Source organism: Amycolatopsis thermophila (assembly GCF_030814215.1).
GTDB classification, from domain to species: Bacteria; Actinomycetota; Actinomycetes; order Mycobacteriales; family Pseudonocardiaceae; genus Amycolatopsis_E; species Amycolatopsis_E thermophila.
Window position 1 is genome coordinate 5,038,004 of record NZ_JAUSUT010000001.1, and the last position, 17,746, is coordinate 5,055,749.

Consider the following 17,746-nt stretch of genomic DNA (forward strand, 5'->3'; position numbering starts at 1 on the left):
TCGACTCGGGCGCCAGCTTAGCCAGAACGGTCAGCTCTTGTGCGCGCGCGCCGCGGCGAAGCAGTAGATGCCGAACGCGGCGAGCCCGGCCGCGACGACCACCAGGAGCACGACGCCGTAGGGCTGGGCCGCGAGCGTCCGCAGCGCCTTGTCGACCCCGCCCGCCTGGCCGGCGTCGGACCGCAGCGCGGCGTAGCCGAGCAGGCCGCCGATGATCACGTACACCGCGCCCTTGGCGGCGTACCCGGCGAAGCCGAGCCATTCCACCCACTTCCGGGTGCCGGAGGGCAGGTGGACCGTGTCGAGGTCGGTGAGGAAGCCGCGCCGCACGCCCTTGACCGCGGCCCCGATCCCGGCCCCGATCACCACGGCGCCGGCGACCGCGACCAGCGCCTGCCCGGCGGGCAGCGCGAGCAGCCGGGCGGTGAACTCCTGCTGCGGCTGGTTGCCCGAGGCCGAGCCGCTGCCCGTGGCGAGCCGGATCGCGGTGTAGGCCAGGGCGAGGACCACGACACCGCGCGCCGCGGAGCCGATGCGCTTGCGGGTCCGCCTGCCGCTGCGCAACACCCAGGTGTAGCCGGTGGCCGCCATCAGGAACTGCCAGATCCCGAACGCGGTGAGTCCCGCCACGAGCACCCACAGCACCACCTGGCCGGCCGGGGTGGACCCGATTTCCTGCAGTGCGCCCTTCTGGTCGGCCTCCTTGCCGCCGTCGCCGGACGCGACGCGGACCGCCAGGTAGGCGACGATCAGGTGGACCAGACCCCAGCAGACCATCCCGATCCGCCCGGCCGCCTGTGCCGCCGTGCTGCCGCGCACCCGCGAAGCCCGGTCGGCCGTTCTGTTCGTCGCGGCACCGCTCGTCATCGACACGCCTCCTCAGTCACCCCCGACCATCGCTCGATCGGGTGTACCCCGGAGGGGGTGCCGCTAAGCCGGACGTGGTGCCCCGACGGTGTGGGAGACCCGAGCAGCCGGACCCGGTGAGTGCCAACGGGAAACACGTCACGGCCCGATCCCGGTCATCCGGGCCGGGTGGTGCGTGCACATCTCATCCGGGGCTTGGCCGGGTTTCCGTGCTCTCCCGGGCGATCAGCGTGTGCGGGGCGATGAACTCCTCCGCCGGCAAGGCCGGGTCCTCGATGCGCGCGGCGAGCCGGGCGACCGCGGTGCGGGCGATGAAGGCCGTGTCCAGCGACACGGTGCTCAGCGACGGCCGGGAATACCGGCCTTCTTCGATGTCGTCGATGCCGATGATCGCCACGTCGTCGGGGACGGTGAGACCGGCGTCGAACACCGCTCGCATCGCCCCCATCGCCAGCAGGTCCGAATAGCAGAAGATCGCGTCCGGGCGGGGCGATTGGCGCAGCAGGGACGCGGCGGCCGCGTAACCGTCGGCGCGTCCGTAGTGGGCGGCCGTGCGTTCCAGGGCGCCCACCGGCTTCAGTCCGCGTTCCTGCAGCGCCTTGCGAAATCCCTCGGTGCGTTGCAGCGGCGTCGAGTAACTCTCCTTCGGCTGGGCGCCGATCGCGGCGATGCGCGTGCGGCCCCGGTCGAGCTGACGGTGGCGGAGGGGGAGACGGCCGACCGGCTCACTCTGACCGGTGGGTTGCGGCGGATCGAGACCCGCGGCGAAGCGCTGTACCTCAACGGGGAACGGCTCTACGTGCGGGGCGTGCTCGACCAGGGGTACTGGCCGGAGACCGGCCTCACCGCGCCGGACGACGAAGCGCTGGTGCGTGATCTCGACCTCGCTCGCGCACTCGGGTTCTCGCTCGTGCGCAAGCACCTCAAGTTCGAGGAACCGCGGTGGCTGGACCACGCCGACCGCACCGGCATGCTGGTGTGGGCGGAACCGCCGTGCCCCAGCCGGTTCAGCCCGGCCGCCGCGGCCGGGTTCGAGGCGCAGTTGCCGGATCTGGTGCGCCGCGACGGCAACCACCCGTCGATCGTGATCTGGGGGCTGTACAACGAGGAGTGGGGCCTGGACTGGGACATCCCGGGCAGCCCCGAGCGGGCCGCCGCGGCCGAGCACGCCTACGATCTCCTGCGCTCGCTCGACGACACACGGCCGATCGTGGAGAACTCCGGCTGGGCGCACGTCAAGACCGACCTGGTCGACTGGCACTACTACGACGAAAACCCGCGCAGCTGGGCGGACAACCTCGCCGCGCTCGCCTCCGGCGAACGGGAGACGTTCCCGGTCAAGCTCCGGCCGGACGTCGTCGTCGAGAAGTCCTTCTACGGCTCGGCCGGCTTCCCGCGCACCGGCGTGCCGGTTCTCAACAGCGAGTACGGCGCGGGGTTCACCAGCCTGGAGCGGGCCTGGCACGTGCGCTGGCAGACGCAGGAGATCCGCCGGCACGACCGGTTCGCCGGCTACATCTACACCGAGCTGACCGACGTCGAGCACGAAATGGCGGGTCTGCTGGACGCCCACCGCAGGCCCAAGGACTGGGGCGGGCTGGACCCGGCCGACGCGTTCGCGCCGACCACCCTCGTGGTGGACCTCGTGCCCGCGCACGCCGGAGCCGACCTCCCGGTGCCGGTCGCGCCGCTGACCCTGGACGTGCACGTCTCGCACACCGGCCGGACGCCGATCACCGGCACCCTGCACGCGGCGTGGGGGGCTTCGGGCTCGCGCGGGCTTCCAGTGGCGCCCGCGGACTCCCACGAGGTGCGGGCGGAGCCGTTCCGGCTTTCGGCCGCCGCCGGGGTGTGCGTGCCGCCGCCGGGTGGCCCGGCGCGGCTGCACCTGTGGCTGGTCGTGGACGGCGAGGTGCGGGCGCGGACGTTCGTGGACGCGGCGGTGGTCGAGGAGCTGAACCGGCGCGGCGAGCGCGCCTGAGCGCGGCAGCGGGGGAGACCGGTCCACATCGGACCGTCCACCCCGGCCCGGCCCGTCGCCTTGCCTACGATTGCAAATGTGGGTGGACCAAGGACGGCAGCGAGGACAGATCCAGATCGCGCGGATGTCGGCCGTCGTCCTTTCTCCTGCTCGCGTTGCCCGTCGTGGGCGGGCGTGTGACACGCCGGGAGAACGCTCCGCCGAGCTCGGCTACGACCGGGCGTCGGCGGAGAGCTCGCCAGGCGCCTGGGCGTCAGCCACGTGAACGGGTTGCCAGGCCGGTGTCCGCACCGTGCCCCGGGGTCACTCGACCGCGATGCCCAGCACCTCGACGAACGCGGCCGCCGCGGGGGTCAGGCCCGCTGTGCTCCACACCAGGTGCTCGATCCGCCCGGGGGCGTCGGTGACGGGCACGGTGGCCACGCCCGCCAGGCGGGGCGCGTAGGTCGAGGGCAGCATCGCCACGCCCAGGCCCTCCCGCACGAGCCCGGCCATCAGCTCCGCGGTCGTCACCTCGAAGGCCACGTTCCGCGTCAGTCCGGCCGCGGCGAAGGCCTGGTCGGACTGGGTGCGGCCGGGTGAGCCTGCCGGGAAGTCGACGAACTCCTCGCCCGCCAGCGTCCGCAGGTCCGTTCCCGCGCCGGTCGCCAGCGGGTGCTCCGGCGCGACGACGGCGACGTGCCGGTCGTGCGCCAGTTCCCGGCCCCGCACGCCCTCCGGCCGTGTCGTGAGCGGCAATCCGAGGAACGCGACGTCGACCGCGCCCTCCCGGACCTGCTCGACCAGTTCGTGGCTGGGCGCCATCCGCAGCCTCACACGCACCTGCGGGTACCGCTGCCGGTACACGCGCAGAGCCGACGGCAGGTCCACCGCCGCCACGGTCGGGATCACGCCGACGGTCAACCGCCCGCGCACCTCGCCGACGGCGGCCGCCACCTCGGCCGCGGCCCGCGAGGCGAAGTCCAGGCACTGCCGGGCCTGCGGCAAGAACGCCTCACCCGCCGCGGTCAGCCGCACCCGGCGGCTGGTCCGGTCGAACAACCGCGCGCCCAGCTCCCGTTCCAGCCGCGCGATCTGGTGGCTGAGCGCGGACTGGACGACCAGGCACCGCTGCGCCGCCCGGGTGAAGCTGCCCGTCTCGGCGACCGCGACGACGTACCGCATCTGCTGGAGTTCCACCCGTCCATCGTGTATCGCGATGGATCAGGTGACAAGGATGTATTGGACTCATCGATCGCGGCGGCCGAGACTCGAGGACGTGAACGACACCCTGTCCCGCACCGCGCTGACCGCCTTCGCGCCGGTGGTCTGGGGAACGACGTATGTGGTCACCACGGAACTCCTGCCGGCCGGGCACCCGATGTTCGCGGGTCTGCTGCGCGCCCTGCCCGCGGGGTTGATCGCGCTGGCGGTCACGCGGACGCTGCCGCGGGGCGCCTGGTGGTGGCGGGCCGCCGTGCTCGGTGTGCTCAACATCGGGATGTTCTTCCCGTTCCTGTTCGTCGCGGCCGAGCGGTTGCCCGGCGGCGTCGCGGCCACCCTCGGTGCCGTGCAACCGCTGGTGGTGGCCGTGCTCGCGGTCGCCGTGCTGCGGCAGAGCGCGTCGGCGTGGCGGTTCGCCTGGGGTGCCGTCGGCGTCGTGGGCGTCGCCCTGGTGGTGCTGGGGCCGGCGGCCGGCTTCGACGTCGTGGGGGTCCTAGCCGGGCTGGGCGGGGCGGCGACGATGGCGCTCGGGGTCACGCTCACCAAGCGGTGGGGGCGTCCCGGGGGAGTGGGCCCGACGGCGTTCGCCGGCTGGCAGCTGACCGCGGGCGGGTTGTTCCTCGTGCCCGTCACGTTCCTCGCCGAGGGTGCGCCGCCCGCCGTGGACGGCCCGGCCGTGTTCGGCTACCTGTGGCTCGGGCTGGTCGGCGGCCTGCTCGCCTACGTCCTGTGGTTCCGCGGGATCACCACGCTGCCGGTCACCTCGGTCGCGGTGCTGGGCCTGCTCTCGCCGATGGTCGCCGCGGTCACCGGTGTCGTGGTGCTGGGGCAGACGCTCGGGCCGGTGCAGCTGACCGGGTTCGCCCTCGCCCTCGCGGCGATCGTGGCGAGCCAGCGGCCGGACCCCGCTCCGCGCCTGGCCGGTTAAATCAATCGCTTGACTGAGCCGGCGGGCACCGGTTAGCTGGTCACCGACCCGGGCCGGTGTTGGAGGAGGATGCACGCGATGACGACCGCAGAGGTGCCGGCTTTCCCCATGGAGCGTGTGGCGAAGTGCCCGTTCGATCCGCCGCCGGAGGGCATGGCGCTGCTGCGCGAGACGCCGATCACGCGCGTGCGGCTGTGGGACGGCAGCACGCCGTGGCTGGTGACCCGCTTCGCCGAGCAGCGGGCGCTGCTGGCCGATCCCCGGGTGAGCGCGGACGTCCGGCGGCCCGGTTACCCGAGCCCGGCGCCGGTGCGGCCGGGCGGGAGCGGGATCGGTTTCATCCTGATGGACGATCCCGAGCACGCGCGGCTGCGGCGGATGGTAACCGCGCCGTTCTCGGTCAAGCGGGTGCGCGCGATGGCGCCGGCGGTGCAGAACATCGTGGACGACCTGATCGACGAGATGCTGGCGGGCCCGAAGCCGGTGGACCTGGTCGAGGCGTTCGCGCTGCCGGTGCCGTCGCTGGTGATCTGCGAGCTGCTCGGGGTGCCCTACGCCGATCACGCGTTCTTCCAGGACAACAGCAAGACCATCGTCCGGCGCGACGCGGCCCCGGAGGACCGGTTCGCCGCCTCGGCGGAGCTGACGAAGTACCTCGACGGCCTGATGGAGCAGAAGCTGGCGAACCCGGCCGACGACCTGCTGTCCGCCCTGGCGGAGCGCGTGCGGGCGGGCGAGCTGACCCGGATGGACGCCGCGCAGATCGGTGTCCTGCTGCTGATCGCCGGCCACGAGACAACGGCCAACATGATCGCCCTGGGCACCCTCGCGCTGCTCGAGCACCCCGGCCAGCTCGCGCTGGTGCGCGACGGTGACCCCGCGGTGGTGGACTCCGCGGTCGAGGAACTGTTGCGGTACTTGAACATCACGCACAACGGCCGCCGCCGCGTGGCTCTGGAGGACATCGAGATCGCCGGTGAGGTGATCCGCGCCGGCGAGGGCATCATCCTGGCCAACGACCTGGCCAACCGCGACCCGGACGTCTTCCCCGACGGCGACCGCCTCGACGTGACCCGCAACGCCCGGCGCCACGTGGCCTTCGGGTTCGGCGTGCACCAGTGCCTGGGACAGCAGCTGGCGCGGCTCGAGTTGCGCATCGCGTACGGCACGCTGTACCGGCGCGTGCCGACGCTGGCCTTGGCGACCGAGATCGAGCGGGTGCCGTTCAAGCACGACGGCTCCGTTTACGGGGTGTACGAGCTGCCGGTCACCTGGTGATCACCGCGGCCTCGCGCGGGCGTTGCATGGCAACAGTCGCCCTGACCAACTCGCCACGAACATCCGAGCGAAACCCGCGGAGCGGCTACAGAATCCCGCCCAGCACGAGCTCGGCCACGGACTCGGCGGTGAGCGCGGGCGAACCAGGAGCCACCGGCGAAGCCGACGACGCGGCCACCAGCAGCCGCGCCGCTGTCACGTGCCGCGCTCCCGGCTTCCGGTCCCCGGTCACCCGCGCCAGATACCCGCTCACCGACGTGGTGATGCTGTCGTGGATCTCCCGCGCCCGCGCCTGCACTTCGGGGTGGTGCTCGCTCTCCCGGAACACGATCCGGTGCATGGGCGTCTGCTCACCCAGGTGCCGCGACAACCGGCTCCACAACTCGACCACGGCGGCGTGTGGATCGGCGGGCACCGAGCCGGGCACCAGATCGGCGAGGGTCCGCGTCGACCGTTCGCGGATCAGCGCCAGCAGCAACCCTTCCTTCGTCCCGAAGTGGTAGAAGATCAGGCCCTGCGGCACACCGGCGGCGGTCGCCAGCCGTGCCGTCGACGTCCGGGCATAGCCGCGTTCGGCGAACAGCTCCTCGGCCGCGGCCAGGATCCGGTCGCGGCCCGAGGAAGCGGGTCCGGTCACGGCGGGCGAGTCCGTCAGAACTCCGTCACCCCGGCGTCCGGGGCCAGCTCGTGCGCGGTGACGTACTTCGACTCGTCCGAGGCCAGGAACAACACCGAGTCCGCCACGTCTTCCGGCTCGGTGATGGCCACCGGCAGCAGGTTCGTCAGCATCCCGCCCAGCTTCGGGTCGCGCTCGAAGGCCTTCGCGAACGCGGCGTGCAGCCCCTCGCCGGCCATGCCGGTGTTCACGCCCGTCGGGTGGATGCTGTTGACCCGGATGTTGTGCCGCGCCAGCTCCGTCGCGAACGCCTTCGCCATGCCGCGCACCGCCCACTTGCTCGTCGTGTACGGCACCAGGAACGGCTGGACCTTCATGCCCGCGGCCGAGCTGATCAGGATGATCGACCCGCCGCCGCGCTCCACCAGGTGCGGCGCGCCCACCATGACCGTGTTCCACACACCGCGGACGTTGACGCCGATCGTGTCGTCGAAGATCTCCTCGGTCACCTCGTCCCACATCGCGGGCACGCAGATCCCGGCGTTGGCCACGACGATGTCCAGCCCGCCCAGCTCGGCGACACCGGCGTCGACGCCCGCGCGCAGCTTCGCCAGGTCCCGCACGTCGGCCTGCACCCGCACGGCCCGCCGCCCGGCCTCCTCCACCAGGCGCACGGTCTCGTCCAGGTCCGCGAGCGTGGGGGAGGAGTAGCCCACGCTGGGCAGCTTGTCGGCGATGTCCACGGCGATCACGTCGGCGCCCTCCTGCGCCAGCCGCACCGCGTCCGCACGCCCCTGACCGCGCGCCGCACCGGTGATCAGCGCGACCTTCCCCGCGACCCGTCCCGCCATCGTGAAGCCTCCTCTTCTCCCGCGCTGCTGCGGGTCACCGGCGAGCCTGCCCCTGAGTGAGTGCTCAGTCAAGACGGCTGCGATCAGCTCGAAACGGCCACCGGCGGCCGGCACGTGTGACACAGTGGCCGAGGGCCTGCGCTGGATCGTCCTGGGCGGGAACCCGCACGGAGGGCCGGATGCGCAAGCTGATCTTGGGGTTTTACGTCTCGCTCGACGGGAAGAGCGCCGACGGCGACAACGGGATCCGGGACGTCATGATGGGAATCGACGACCCCGAGCAGGAGGAGTACTTCGTCAACCGGCTGTGGGAGGCCGGGGCGTTCCTGATGGGCCGGAACACCTACGAGATCATGGCCGGGTACTGGCCCACCGCCGACCACCCCTCCGCCCGGGCCATGAACGAGATCCCCAAGGTCGTGTTCTCCCGCACCCTGAAATCGGCCGACGACTGGCCGGAGACCCGGATCGCCCGGGGTGACACGGCGGACGAGATCGCCAAGCTCAAGGCCGAGCCCGGCAAGGACCTCGTCGCCGCGGGCGGCACCGCGTTCATGCACTCGCTGATCAAGCTCGGTGTGGTGGACGAGTACCGCCTCTGGGTGCTCCCCGCCGTCACCGGCAAGGGCGCGCCGCTGTTCCCGGAACTGGACGAAGCCGTCAAGCTGCGCCTGGTGAAGAGCACGGCTTTCCCCTCCGGGATCCTCGAACTGTGTTACGCCCCGGCCGGCGACTGAGGTCGATGCCCCCGGCACGGTGCCGGGTGGGGTCAGTCACCGGCGCCGTTCGTCAGCGCGCGCTGACCGTGGGCGTGGTCGGCGAGTGAGCCGTAGCCGTCCTCGAGGTCGCGCCGGAACGCGGTGCGGCGACGGTCGTCCAGGCCGGCCAGCAAGCGGTCCTCGATGCGGCGGACCAGCGGTTCGCACTCGTCCAGGACCGCGCGTCCGCGCTCGGTGAGGGCCGCGAGCAGGACCCGCCGGTTGCGCGGGTCCTCCTCCCGCTGGATCAGGCCGGACTTCTCGAGCGTGAGCACCATCGTGTGCATCGTCTGCGGCCGCACGAACGAGCGGCGCGCCAGTTGCGCCGAGGACAGCCGGTTGCGGTGCCGCAGCGCCGTGAGCGCGGTGTACTGCAGCGTGGTCAGCCCGAACGGCCGCAGCGCGTCGTCCATCAGCGAGCGGATCACCAGCTCCAGCCGCTTGACCAGGTAGAGGGTCAGCGGAGCGTCCTCGCCGTCGTGCTCTGTCACCACCCCATGCTGCCACGTGTCCGGAGTGGACAGCTCAGCAGACGATGCCGCGTTCGCGGCGCACGTGCGACCGGACTCCGTCGAGGCCGTGCGGCGCGGACCCGGCGATCCGGTCCGGTTCAGCGCGAACCGGCCCCGCGCGATCGCGCGGCTGCTCAGCGACCCGACGAGAGCCCGGCGATCTCGCGGTCCCGCGCGGTCAGCGGGTCGCTCGCGCGCAGCCGCGCCGGCAGTTTGTCCGCGGTGCGGGTGTCGGGGTGTCACCGGCCCGCCGCCGCGCGTCCCAGGGGAAACCCAGGAACCGGGCGGCCTCGGCGAAGGCGAGGGACCGCGTCGCCTCCCGGCCCGTGCGGTGGGCCCAGTCGCGGCGCGGGACCGCGTGCCCGGATCGGCCGCGGAGCGCAGCCAGTGCCCGGCCACCACACCGGCCGGCGCGAGGTCCCGGCGCGCCCGCACTCGAGATCACCGTCGACGGCCGCCTGGTGCCGGAGTGACCTACGGCGCCGGCGCGGTGCCGCCCAGGTGGGCGGGCAGCCACCACAGGTCGGCGGGCCCGGCGGGGGCCTCCGGGTACTCCGCCTGGGCCTTGTCCAGCAACAGGCTCATCCGGTCGCGCAGGTCGCGGGTGACGGCTTCCGGGTCGTCGCCGGGGCCGGGGCGCAGCGGTTCGCCCATCAGGACCGAGATCGGCAGGTGGCGCCTGGTCAGCGTGCGCGGGCGGCCCTTCGTCCACAGCCGCTGCGTGCCCCACACCGCCATCGGCACCAGGGGCACCCCGGCCTGCGCCGCCATCCGCGCGGCACCGGACTTGACGTCCTCGACCGTGAACGAGGGGCTGATCGTCGCCTCCGGGAAGACCCCCACGACCTCACCGGACCGCAGCCGGGCGACCGCCTCGTCGTAGGCGCCGCGCCCGGCCGCGCGGTCGACCGGGATGTGGCCCATGCCGCGCATCAGCGGGCCGGAGATCCGGTGGTCGAAGACCTCCTTCTTGGCCATGAACCGCACCAGCCGCTTCGCCGGCCGGGCGCCCAGGCCGCAGAAGACGAAGTCGAGGTAGGAGACGTGGTTGCAGGCGATGACGGCGCCGCCGCGCGCCGGGACGTGCTCGGAGCCCTCGACCCGCAGTTTCAGGTCGAGGACCCGGAACATCGTCTTCGCGAACAGGATGACGGACGGGTACACGAGCTCTGGCATCCCGCCAGGCTACGGGGCCGTAAGTTACTTCTCGGTAGGTGTGTCGTGTGACGCCGCTTGCACCTCCAGGCCCACCGCGATGTGGTCGATCCCGCTCAGCGCGACCGCGAGCGCCGTCCACAGCAGCGGCAGGGCGGTGGAGCCCGGAGCCGACGCGGCCGCCCAGAACGCGAACCCCAGCCCGGCTGCGCCGGCCGCCGCGCGCAGCCACCACAGGTCGTCCACGCCGCGGCGCGCGAGGCCACGGATCAGCCGGACCGCGCCACCGCCCAGCAGGACCCAGGCGACGACCCGGGCCGCGACCAGGAGCGTGGGGTCCGGCCAGGCCAGCGCGACCAGCGCGCCGGCCAGCGCCACCGCGGCGAGCGCCACCGACGTCGCCCGGCGTGCCGTGACGGCGACGAGGACCTCGCCGAACGCCACCGCCGTCAGCGCCAGGCCGAGCGCGAGCGCGGCCTCGCCCGGCGAACCCAGCCCGAGCTGCGGCACGGCGAGCGCCACGGCCAGCAGGACCAGGCCGGTGCCGCCGTAGAGCCGGCCCGGTCCCCGCGGTTGCGGCCGGGGCTCAGCCGGCTCGGCGGACTTCGCCACCGTGCACGACCACCGCCCAGATGACGACCACGTCGAGGGCGATCACGAGCGCGCCCCACACCGGGTAGGCGGACAGGAACGCCAGCTGGGCGACCGCGTTGATCGTCGCCAGGACGACCGCGGTGACGCGGGCCCAGGCGGCGCCGGTGAACAGGCCGAACCCGGCCGCGACCGCGAGCGCCCCGATGATCAGGTGGATCCAGCCCCAGCTGGTCAGGTCGAACACCAGCAGCCCCTGGGGCCCGACGGCGTAGAAGTCGCCGTGGAACAGGGCGACCAGGCCCTCGATGATGTTGAACATGCCGAGCAGCACCATCATCGCGGCCGCGAACCAGATCCAGCCCAGCCACGCCGTCGGTTCGGTGACGGGCCGCTCCGGCGGCGCCGTCGGCTCGGTCCCGCCCAGGGTGCCTTGGCCGGGTTGTGCGTGCTGAGTCATTGCTCCTCCTGCCTGCGCGAGGGAAGTCAGCCGGCCGCCGCCGTCTCCCGGCCGTGCGCGACGAGCGCGTAGATCACGACGACGTCGAGCACGATGATGATGAGCGACCAGACCGGGTAGGCCGGCACGAACGCCAGGTGCGCGAGCGCGCTCAGCCCGGCCAGGACCGCACCGGCGATCTGCGCGACCCGGTTGCCCGCCAGGACACCGCAGCCGACCGCGACGACGACGACCCCGAGGCCGAAGTACAGCCAGCCCCAGGTGTCGTAGGAGGCTCCGACCACCATGCCGGACGGATCGACGAGGTAGTAGCCCGCGTCGAACACGGCGACGAGGCCCTCCACGGCGTGGAACAGGCCGAGCAGGACCATCATGATCCCGCCGAACACGACCCAGCCGGTCCAGACCGCCGCGGTCCGCGGCCGCCGGGCCGAGGTGCTGCTCATGGGCGCCTCCCGTGGGAACCGGGGTCCGACCCGGGCCACGATCCCCCCGCGGCCGCGCCGCCGCCTCACACGCGGCGGGTGAGGCGGCGGGTCAGTCCTCGCCGGTCACGCGGTGCGGCAGTTCCGGGATCCGGTGCACCGACACGATGTGCAGGCCGAGGTCTTCCAGCACCATCAGCAGCCCGTGCAGGTGCGACGCGTCGGAGATGGCGCCGTAGATCAGGGTTTCCGGCGGGGCGGGCACCACCCGGACCTCGCTGAACTCGCCGACGGCCCGCCGCAGCAGCGGCGAGCACCGGCCGTGGACACGGAACTCGTAGTTCATCTCCGGCACCGGTCCGCCTCCTCGGGCAAGGGGCTCCACGACGCCACTGTGTGGTCTCCCGGCACCGGTCTTCCTCCCCTGCGCCGGGTGAAATGCGCGTCAGGGTGCGGTGCGCCGCCGGTCGTGCTCACAATGGGGCACCGGCGAGAGGGAATGCGATGGGGCACCCGGCGGACGGGGGAGGACGCAGTCGCGTGCCGAGGACGAAGGTCACGGTGCCGGACTTGCCCGTGCACTTCGTGTCCCGGCCGCGCCTGCTCGCGCTGCTGGACCGCGCGGCCGCGTCGCCGGTGTCCGTGCTGTCCGCACCCGCCGGTACGGGCAAGACGGTGCTGCTGACCGACTGGGCGCGCCGCCGCGACGGCGACACCGCACTGGTCGCGCTGGACGCGGACGACCGGGACGACCGCCGGTTCTTCTCGGCGGTCCTCGACGCGCTCGCCGGGTGCCGCGCGGTTCCGGCGGACCACCCGCTGCGCGGCCTCGCCGTGCCCGCCGCTCCCAGCACCGACGCCGGCTTCCTGGCCGAGGTGGCGGCGGCGCTGGGCACGCTGCCGGCACCGGTGTTCCTGGTCCTCGACGACGTGGGGGAGCTCCCCGGTGCGCGGCCGCTGGACGCGCTGGTGCGGCACCGGCCCCCGCGGTTGCGGCTGGTGCTGTCCGGCCGCGGCGCGCCGACGGTGCCGCTGGGGGGCGGGCTCGCCGAACTGGGGGCCGGCGATCTGCGCTTCACCGCGGCGGAGACGCGGGCCCTGTTCGCCGTGAGCGGTGCGCCGGTCGCGGCGGGGACGCTGGACCGGCTGGTCGCCGAGACCGGCGGCTGGGCCGCGGCGCTGCGGATCGCCGCCGCGTCCGCCGCCCGGACCGGTGACCTGGACGAGTTCTTCGCCGGGCACGACCGCACGCTGGCGGACTACCTCGACCAGGAGGTGCTGGACGACGAGACCCGCGAGTTCCTGCGGCGGGTGAGCGTGTGCGCGGACCTGCCGCCTGGTCTGGCCGTCACGCTGTCCGGACGACCCGACGCCGGGGACCTGCTGCGCGCGCACGCCCTCGTGACACGCGGGGCGGACGGGTACCGGATGCTGCCCCTGCTGCGCACCTACCTGCTGGCCGATCTCGCCCGGCGCGACCCGGACCGGCTGGCCGACCAGCACCGTCTCGCGTCCGGGTGGTTCGCGGCGCGCGACGACGCGGCCGCGGCACTGGCGCACAGCGTGCGGGCCCGCGATGGCGAGCGGACGACGGCCCTGCTGCGGGCCCACGCGGCACGGCTGTTCCTCGCCGGGGAACACACCGTGCTGCGGGAGGCGCTGGACGTGCTCGAGGTGGGCGTGGTGGCCCGGACACCGCGGCTCGCGCTCGTCGCCGCCGCGCTGTGCCTCGAGGCGGGTGAGATCGGGACCGCCGACCTGCACCTCCGGCACGCCGCGGCCGCGTGGCCCGCCGGGCCGTCGCCGGAACTGGCGGTGCTGTGGCAGCTCACCCGCGCGCGCCGCGCTCAACTGGACGGCGACGACGCGGAGATCGCGCGCACCGCACTGGCCGTCGACCCGGGCCTGGCGCGTGACACGGACCTGGCGGCGCTGGCCGGCCTGCACCGGGAAGCCGGGGCGCTGCTGGCCGGCCGGCGCGCCGCGGCCAGGGACCGGCTCGAATCGCTGGTGGCCGGGGCGGGCGACCAGCGGCACCTCGCCTTGCGGGCCCGCACGATGCTCGGCGAGGTGGCCGCGCTGGACGGGGATTTCCGTGCGATGGACCGGATCGCGCACGACCTCGACGCCGCGGGGGCACCCGCCGGGGCGGGGATGATCGAGACCGCCACGGCCCGGGTCCTGCGCGCCTACCGGGCGCTGACGCGGGCCGACCCCCGATCGTGCGTGCGGCTCCTCGACCCGATCCTCACCGTCGCGGACGGGCCCGCCTCCCGCGTCGGGAACAACCTGGCCCTCGTCGCGGGAACGCTGTCCGGTGCGGCGCGGTTCGACGCGGGGGACTGGCACGCAGGCCTGCGGCGGATGCGCCACAGCAGGCTGTCGCTGGGCGACCGGTCGCTCTCGCCCGAGCACACCGCCCTCGGCGCGGTCCTGGAGCACCGGGCGGCGCTGCTGCTCGGCGCCGCAGACGTGGCCCGCGAGGTGCTGACCTGGTGCCAGGACCGCGTCGACGGCACCGCGGAGCTGCTCCTGGTCCGGGCGCGCGGGCAGATCGCGCTGGGCCGCCACGCCTCTGCGGACAGGGTGCTCGGGCAGCTCCTGGACGGCGATGTCCCCGCGGCGCTGCCGTGGTCCGGCATCGAAGCGCGGCTGCTGCGGGCGCGGATCGCGCTGCACGACGCCGAACACGACGGCGCGCGCCGCCTGGTCACCGAGGCGCTCGGCGTCGCCGAGGACCTGGATGTGTGGTGGCCCTTCGTGTTCGCACCGGAGGAGGTGATCGCGGTGCTGGGCGGGCTGGCCGAGCGGGAGCCGTTCGCCGCCGCGCTGCTCGCGCGGCGACGCGGCGTCCGCACGGTGCCCGCTCCGCTGACCGACCGGGAACGCCGCGTGCTGCGGCTGCTGCCCACGTTGCGATCCATCGAGGAGATCGCCGCGGAACTGACCGTGTCCCCGAACACGGTGAAGACCCACGTGCGCGGCATCTACAGCAAGCTCGGAGTGACCCGGCGACGCGACGCCGTGGCGGTCGCCCAGGCGCGGGGACTGCTCGACGGCGCGACGCGAGGGGGATAACGGCCTCCGTGGTGGGGACCCTCGGCCCTATCCGCGGCGCGGGACGGACCATACCGTCGATCCCATGCGGGGCGGGGAGGGTGAACACCGGGGTGCGGCGGGGCGGTGGGTGCCGCGCGCCAAGGTGACCTCGCCGGGGCTGCCCGCGGATTTCGTGCGCCGCAAGGAACTTCGGGAACGGCTGGCGTCCGCCGTGGACGCTGCCGGCGTCACCCTCGTGTGCGCGCCGGCCGGGTACGGCAAGACGCTCCTGCTCGCGGACTGGCTGGCGGGCCCGGGCCGGGACGCGCGGGCGTGGGTGTCGCTGGACCGCGACGACGACAGCGCCGAAGCCTTCCTGGCGGCCGTGCTGTCCGCGGTCCGGGCGCACGTCCCGGTTCCGGTGACGACGGCACCACCACCGGGCGACACCGCCGCCGCCGTCGCGGTGCTCGTCGACGCCGTCGCCGCCGCGCCCGGGCGTCTGGTCCTGGTGCTGGACAACGTGCACGCGGTGCCCGGGGCCCGGCACGTCCTCACGGCGCTGATCCGCCACCAGCCGCACAACCTGCGGCTCGTCCTGGCGTCCCGTTCGGACCCGCCGCTGCCGCTGGCCCGGCTCCGGGTGCAGGGCCGGCTGGCCGAGCTGCGCGCGGACGCGTTGCGGTTCCGCCGCCCGGAGGCGCGAGAACTGCTCGAGCGCTGCGGCGTCACCCTCCCCGACGGTCCCCTGGCGCGCCTGGTCACCCACACGGAAGGCTGGGCCGCCGGTCTGCGCCTGGCGGCCCGTTCCCTGCGCGGCGGCACCGATCCGGAGGATTTCCTGCCGCGGTGCGCCGGGCACGACCACGCGGTGGCCGATTTCCTCACCGGCGAGGTCCTGGCGCACCTGCCCGACGACACCCGCGACGTGCTGACCAGGCTGAGCGTGTGCGAGACGGTGAGCCCGCCGCTGGCGGCCCGGCTCACCGGTCGCGCCGACGCCGGCGCGGTGCTCGCCGCACTGGAGGGCGACGGCCTATTGTCGTCCACTGTGGATGGTGAGTACCGGCCGCACCCGATGCTGCGCGCGTACCTGCGCGCCGACCTCGCCCACCGCAGGCCGGAGCTGGCGTCGGCCCTGCACCACGAGGCCGCCGCGTGGTTCGCCGCCCAGGACCGCCCACGGGACGCGCTGCACCACGCCGAGCAGACCGGCGACGGGTGCGCGGCCGTCACCCTGCTGGCCGACCGGGGCGCCGGGATGCTGCTGGACGGGCAGCCCGGGCTCGTGCTGCGCGCCCTGGCGGCGGCCGGCCCGGCGGTGGCCGGTGACGCCCTGCTGCTGCTCTTCTCCGCGCTGGCCCACCTCGAGCTCGGTGACCTCGGCGCGGCCGAAGCGGAGATCGCGCGGAGCGGGCGGGTGTGGCCCGGGCGGGCGGACGAGCGGCTCACCGCGTTCCGCCGGCTGGTCGTGTCGGCGCACGCCCTGGCCTGCGGGCGCCCGCCGGTGCGGGGCCCGGCGGGCGCGTGCTCCTCGCCTGCGGCCGAGGCGTGGGAACGGCTCGACCACGGACTGGTGTCGCTGAGCGCGGGCGACCACGACGCCGCGTCCCGGGCGCTGGACGCCGCGGAACGGCTCAGCGGGGAACAGGACCTGCCCTACCTCCTCGTGCACGTGACGGCCGCGCACGCGCTGCTCGCCGCGGTCACGGGCGACCACGCCGGCATGGTGAAGGCCGCCGAAGAGGCGCTGGCGCTGGCGGGGGACGGCGCCTGGAAACACTCGCCGTGGCTGGCGATGTGCCACGCCGTGGCCGGTTTCGTGCGGCTGATGCGGGCCGATCCGCGCGGGGCGCGGGCGAGCGCCGCGGAACTGGGCGGGTCGGAGGCGCCGGTGTTCCGCTGGGCCGCCGGCGCGGTGGACGCGGTGGCGCGGTTCGACCTCGGGGACCGGGAGACGGGACTGCGCCTGCTGCGGAACGCCCGGGCCTCGTCCGCGGATGCGCCCGTGCCGCGCGAGCTGGCCGCCGCCGTGATGGTGCTGGAACACGAGTGCGCGCTGGACCTGGCGCGGTTGCCGCTCGCCCGGGACGTGGCCGAGTGGGGCGCCCGGCGACTCGGCACGACGGCCGAAGTCCACCTCACGCTGGCGCGCACGCGGTTCGCCCGAGGCGATCTGGAGAGCACCGAACACGCGGTGTGCGTCGCACGCGGGTTGCCGCCGCTGGTTCCGGGTACCGATGTGGAGCTGTGTCTCGTGGCCGCCGCGGTCGCGTTGCGGCTGGGCAGGCGGACGAAGGCGCGTGAGGAGCTGGACCGGGCGCTCGGGCTGGCGGCGCCGGGCCGGATCGTCCGCCCGTTCGGGCACGTCGAGGCCGAGGTGCGGAAGCTGCTGCTGGACCAGGTGGGCGGATTCGGCGAGACGTTCGCGGCGCGGGTGCGGGACGTCCTCACGGCCGGCGGGACCGGGACGGCGGCGGCGCTGACGGGCCGCGAACGCGCGGTGCTGGTGCGGCTGACCGCGCCGCGGCCGCTCGACGAAGTGGCCTCCGAACTGAGGGTTTCGCTCAACACGGTGAAGACCCACGTGCGGGCGATCTACGCGAAGCTCGGGGTGAACAACCGCAGGGCGGCCGTCGCGGCGGCGCGGGAGCTGGGACTGGGGTGAGTCCGGCCCGGGAATGGCCGCGTGGGCCTGGGGAACTCAACACGGCCGGGGGTCGGGAGCAGCCCGCGGTGCGGGTGGCGGTGGCGGGCAAGGTGAGGCGGGCTGGGGTGCTCGACCTGGTCGCGCCGCTCGCGTGGGGCCTGGCGGCGGTGGCGATAGCGGGGTGGCCGGGGCGGGTTCGGTGTGCGGTGGCACGCGGGCTGGGGTGCGCCAGGTGCTGCGGCCGGGGGTCGGGAGCAGCCCGCGGCGCGGGTGGCGGGCAACGTGAGGCGGGGCTGGGGAACCCAACCTGGTCGCGGCGCTCCCGTGGGGCCTGGCGGCGGTGGCGATAGCGGGGTGGCCGGGGCGGGTTCGGTGTGCGGTGGCACGCGGGCTGGGGTGCGCCAGGTGCTGCGGCCGGGGGTCGGGAGCAGC

The 17,746-nt window shown here is 74.3% G+C and carries 16 protein-coding genes and 1 pseudogene; 6 read left to right on the plus strand and 11 right to left on the minus strand.

Annotation, left to right across the window (positions count from 1 at the left end; all coding sequences use genetic code 11):
• Positions 1-30 precede the first annotated feature (30 nt).
• Together FB470_RS24670 and FB470_RS24675 are read right to left on the minus strand one after the other, a co-directional pair.
• Positions 31-867, minus strand: coding sequence for a DUF1206 domain-containing protein (locus tag FB470_RS24670; protein ID WP_370876556.1), 837 nt, complete (start codon positions 865-867; stop codon positions 31-33).
• A gap of 184 nt (positions 868-1,051) precedes the next feature.
• Positions 1,052-1,540 (minus strand): annotated as a pseudogene (locus FB470_RS24675) (LacI family DNA-binding transcriptional regulator); the annotation flags it as partial.
• Positions 1,541-1,564: 24 nt separating this feature from the next.
• Here FB470_RS24675 and FB470_RS24680 point away from each other — a divergent pair.
• On the plus strand, positions 1,565-2,848 hold the full coding sequence (locus tag FB470_RS24680; RefSeq protein WP_306995261.1) for a glycoside hydrolase family 2 TIM barrel-domain containing protein: 1,284 nt from the start codon (positions 1,565-1,567) through the stop codon (positions 2,846-2,848).
• Between the two features lie 303 nt (positions 2,849-3,151).
• On the opposite strand, the gene FB470_RS24685 is transcribed toward FB470_RS24680, so the two are convergent.
• Positions 3,152-4,027: a LysR family transcriptional regulator gene (locus FB470_RS24685; protein WP_306995262.1), complete on the minus strand. Its 876-nt coding sequence runs from the start codon at positions 4,025-4,027 to the stop codon at positions 3,152-3,154.
• A gap of 79 nt (positions 4,028-4,106) precedes the next feature.
• Here FB470_RS24685 and FB470_RS24690 point away from each other — a divergent pair, with 79 nt between their 5' ends.
• Together FB470_RS24690 and FB470_RS24695 are read left to right on the plus strand one after the other, a co-directional pair.
• The gene (locus FB470_RS24690; protein WP_306995264.1) at positions 4,107-4,979 is read left to right on the plus strand and encodes an EamA family transporter; all 873 of its coding nucleotides are present in this window, start codon (positions 4,107-4,109) and stop codon (positions 4,977-4,979) included.
• Between the two features lie 78 nt (positions 4,980-5,057).
• Complete coding sequence (locus FB470_RS24695; RefSeq protein ID WP_306995265.1) at positions 5,058-6,257, plus strand: cytochrome P450; 1,200 nt, start codon at positions 5,058-5,060, stop codon at positions 6,255-6,257.
• Positions 6,258-6,342: 85 nt separating this feature from the next.
• Here FB470_RS24695 and FB470_RS24700 read toward each other — a convergent pair whose 3' ends face one another.
• Positions 6,343-6,894 carry a TetR/AcrR family transcriptional regulator gene (locus FB470_RS24700; RefSeq protein ID WP_306995267.1) on the minus strand — a complete coding sequence of 184 codons (552 nt, stop codon included), beginning with the start codon at positions 6,892-6,894 and terminating at the stop codon, positions 6,343-6,345.
• Positions 6,895-6,908: 14 nt separating this feature from the next.
• Positions 6,909-7,724, minus strand: coding sequence for a mycofactocin-coupled SDR family oxidoreductase (locus tag FB470_RS24705; RefSeq protein ID WP_306995269.1), 816 nt, complete (start codon positions 7,722-7,724; stop codon positions 6,909-6,911).
• A gap of 179 nt (positions 7,725-7,903) precedes the next feature.
• On the opposite strand from FB470_RS24705, the gene FB470_RS24710 reads away from it, so the two are divergent.
• Positions 7,904-8,461 (plus strand): dihydrofolate reductase family protein, encoded by a 558-nt coding sequence (locus tag FB470_RS24710; RefSeq protein ID WP_306995270.1) that lies wholly within the window; start codon positions 7,904-7,906, stop codon positions 8,459-8,461.
• A gap of 32 nt (positions 8,462-8,493) precedes the next feature.
• Here the strand turns inward: FB470_RS24710 and FB470_RS24715 are convergent, their stop codons facing one another.
• The 6 genes from FB470_RS24715 to FB470_RS24740 form a co-directional block, all read right to left on the minus strand.
• Positions 8,494-8,976 carry a MarR family winged helix-turn-helix transcriptional regulator gene (locus FB470_RS24715; protein WP_306995272.1) on the minus strand — a complete coding sequence of 161 codons (483 nt, stop codon included), beginning with the start codon at positions 8,974-8,976 and terminating at the stop codon, positions 8,494-8,496.
• A gap of 492 nt (positions 8,977-9,468) precedes the next feature.
• Entirely contained in the window at positions 9,469-10,170 is a 702-nt protein-coding gene (locus FB470_RS24720) for a lysophospholipid acyltransferase family protein (protein ID WP_306995273.1), read from the minus strand.
• 24 nt (positions 10,171-10,194) lie between these two features.
• Complete coding sequence (locus FB470_RS24725) at positions 10,195-10,761, minus strand: DUF308 domain-containing protein (protein ID WP_306995275.1); 567 nt, start codon at positions 10,759-10,761, stop codon at positions 10,195-10,197.
• Positions 10,736-11,200, minus strand: a complete 465-nt coding sequence (locus tag FB470_RS24730) for a DUF7144 family membrane protein (protein ID WP_306995276.1) — start codon at positions 11,198-11,200, stop codon at positions 10,736-10,738. Before FB470_RS24730 ends, FB470_RS24725 begins: the two co-directional genes overlap by 26 nt.
• A 26-nt stretch (positions 11,201-11,226) precedes the next feature.
• The gene (locus FB470_RS24735) at positions 11,227-11,646 is read right to left on the minus strand and encodes a DUF7144 family membrane protein (RefSeq protein ID WP_306995278.1); all 420 of its coding nucleotides are present in this window, start codon (positions 11,644-11,646) and stop codon (positions 11,227-11,229) included.
• A gap of 91 nt (positions 11,647-11,737) precedes the next feature.
• Positions 11,738-11,971: a hypothetical protein gene (locus FB470_RS24740; RefSeq protein WP_306999474.1), complete on the minus strand. Its 234-nt coding sequence runs from the start codon at positions 11,969-11,971 to the stop codon at positions 11,738-11,740.
• Between the two features lie 194 nt (positions 11,972-12,165).
• Here FB470_RS24740 and FB470_RS24745 point away from each other — a divergent pair, with 194 nt between their 5' ends.
• Together FB470_RS24745 and FB470_RS24750 are read left to right on the plus strand one after the other, a co-directional pair.
• The gene (locus FB470_RS24745; protein WP_306995280.1) at positions 12,166-14,703 is read left to right on the plus strand and encodes a LuxR C-terminal-related transcriptional regulator; all 2,538 of its coding nucleotides are present in this window, start codon (positions 12,166-12,168) and stop codon (positions 14,701-14,703) included.
• 64 nt (positions 14,704-14,767) lie between these two features.
• Positions 14,768-17,332 (plus strand): LuxR C-terminal-related transcriptional regulator, encoded by a 2,565-nt coding sequence (locus FB470_RS24750; protein ID WP_306995282.1) that lies wholly within the window; start codon positions 14,768-14,770, stop codon positions 17,330-17,332.
• Positions 17,333-17,746 lie beyond the last annotated feature (414 nt).

What these genes read in the sequence shown, in the direction of transcription:
- FB470_RS24740 (WP_306999474.1), bottom strand. Translation starts at nt 11,971, where the DNA reads ATGAACTACGAGTTCCGTGTCCACGGCCGGTGCTCGCCGCTGCTGCGG.
- FB470_RS24710 (WP_306995270.1), top strand. Translation starts at nt 7,904, where the DNA reads ATGCGCAAGCTGATCTTGGGGTTTTACGTCTCGCTCGACGGGAAGAGC.
- FB470_RS24720 (WP_306995273.1), bottom strand. Translation starts at nt 10,170, where the DNA reads ATGCCAGAGCTCGTGTACCCGTCCGTCATCCTGTTCGCGAAGACGATG.
- FB470_RS24735 (WP_306995278.1), bottom strand. Translation starts at nt 11,646, where the DNA reads ATGAGCAGCACCTCGGCCCGGCGGCCGCGGACCGCGGCGGTCTGGACC.
- FB470_RS24750 (WP_306995282.1), top strand. Translation starts at nt 14,768, where the DNA reads ATGCGGGGCGGGGAGGGTGAACACCGGGGTGCGGCGGGGCGGTGGGTG.
- FB470_RS24695 (WP_306995265.1), top strand. Translation starts at nt 5,058, where the DNA reads ATGACGACCGCAGAGGTGCCGGCTTTCCCCATGGAGCGTGTGGCGAAG.
- FB470_RS24730 (WP_306995276.1), bottom strand. Translation starts at nt 11,200, where the DNA reads ATGACTCAGCACGCACAACCCGGCCAAGGCACCCTGGGCGGGACCGAG.
- FB470_RS24670 (WP_370876556.1), bottom strand. Translation starts at nt 867, where the DNA reads ATGACGAGCGGTGCCGCGACGAACAGAACGGCCGACCGGGCTTCGCGG.
- FB470_RS24705 (WP_306995269.1), bottom strand. Translation starts at nt 7,724, where the DNA reads ATGGCGGGACGGGTCGCGGGGAAGGTCGCGCTGATCACCGGTGCGGCG.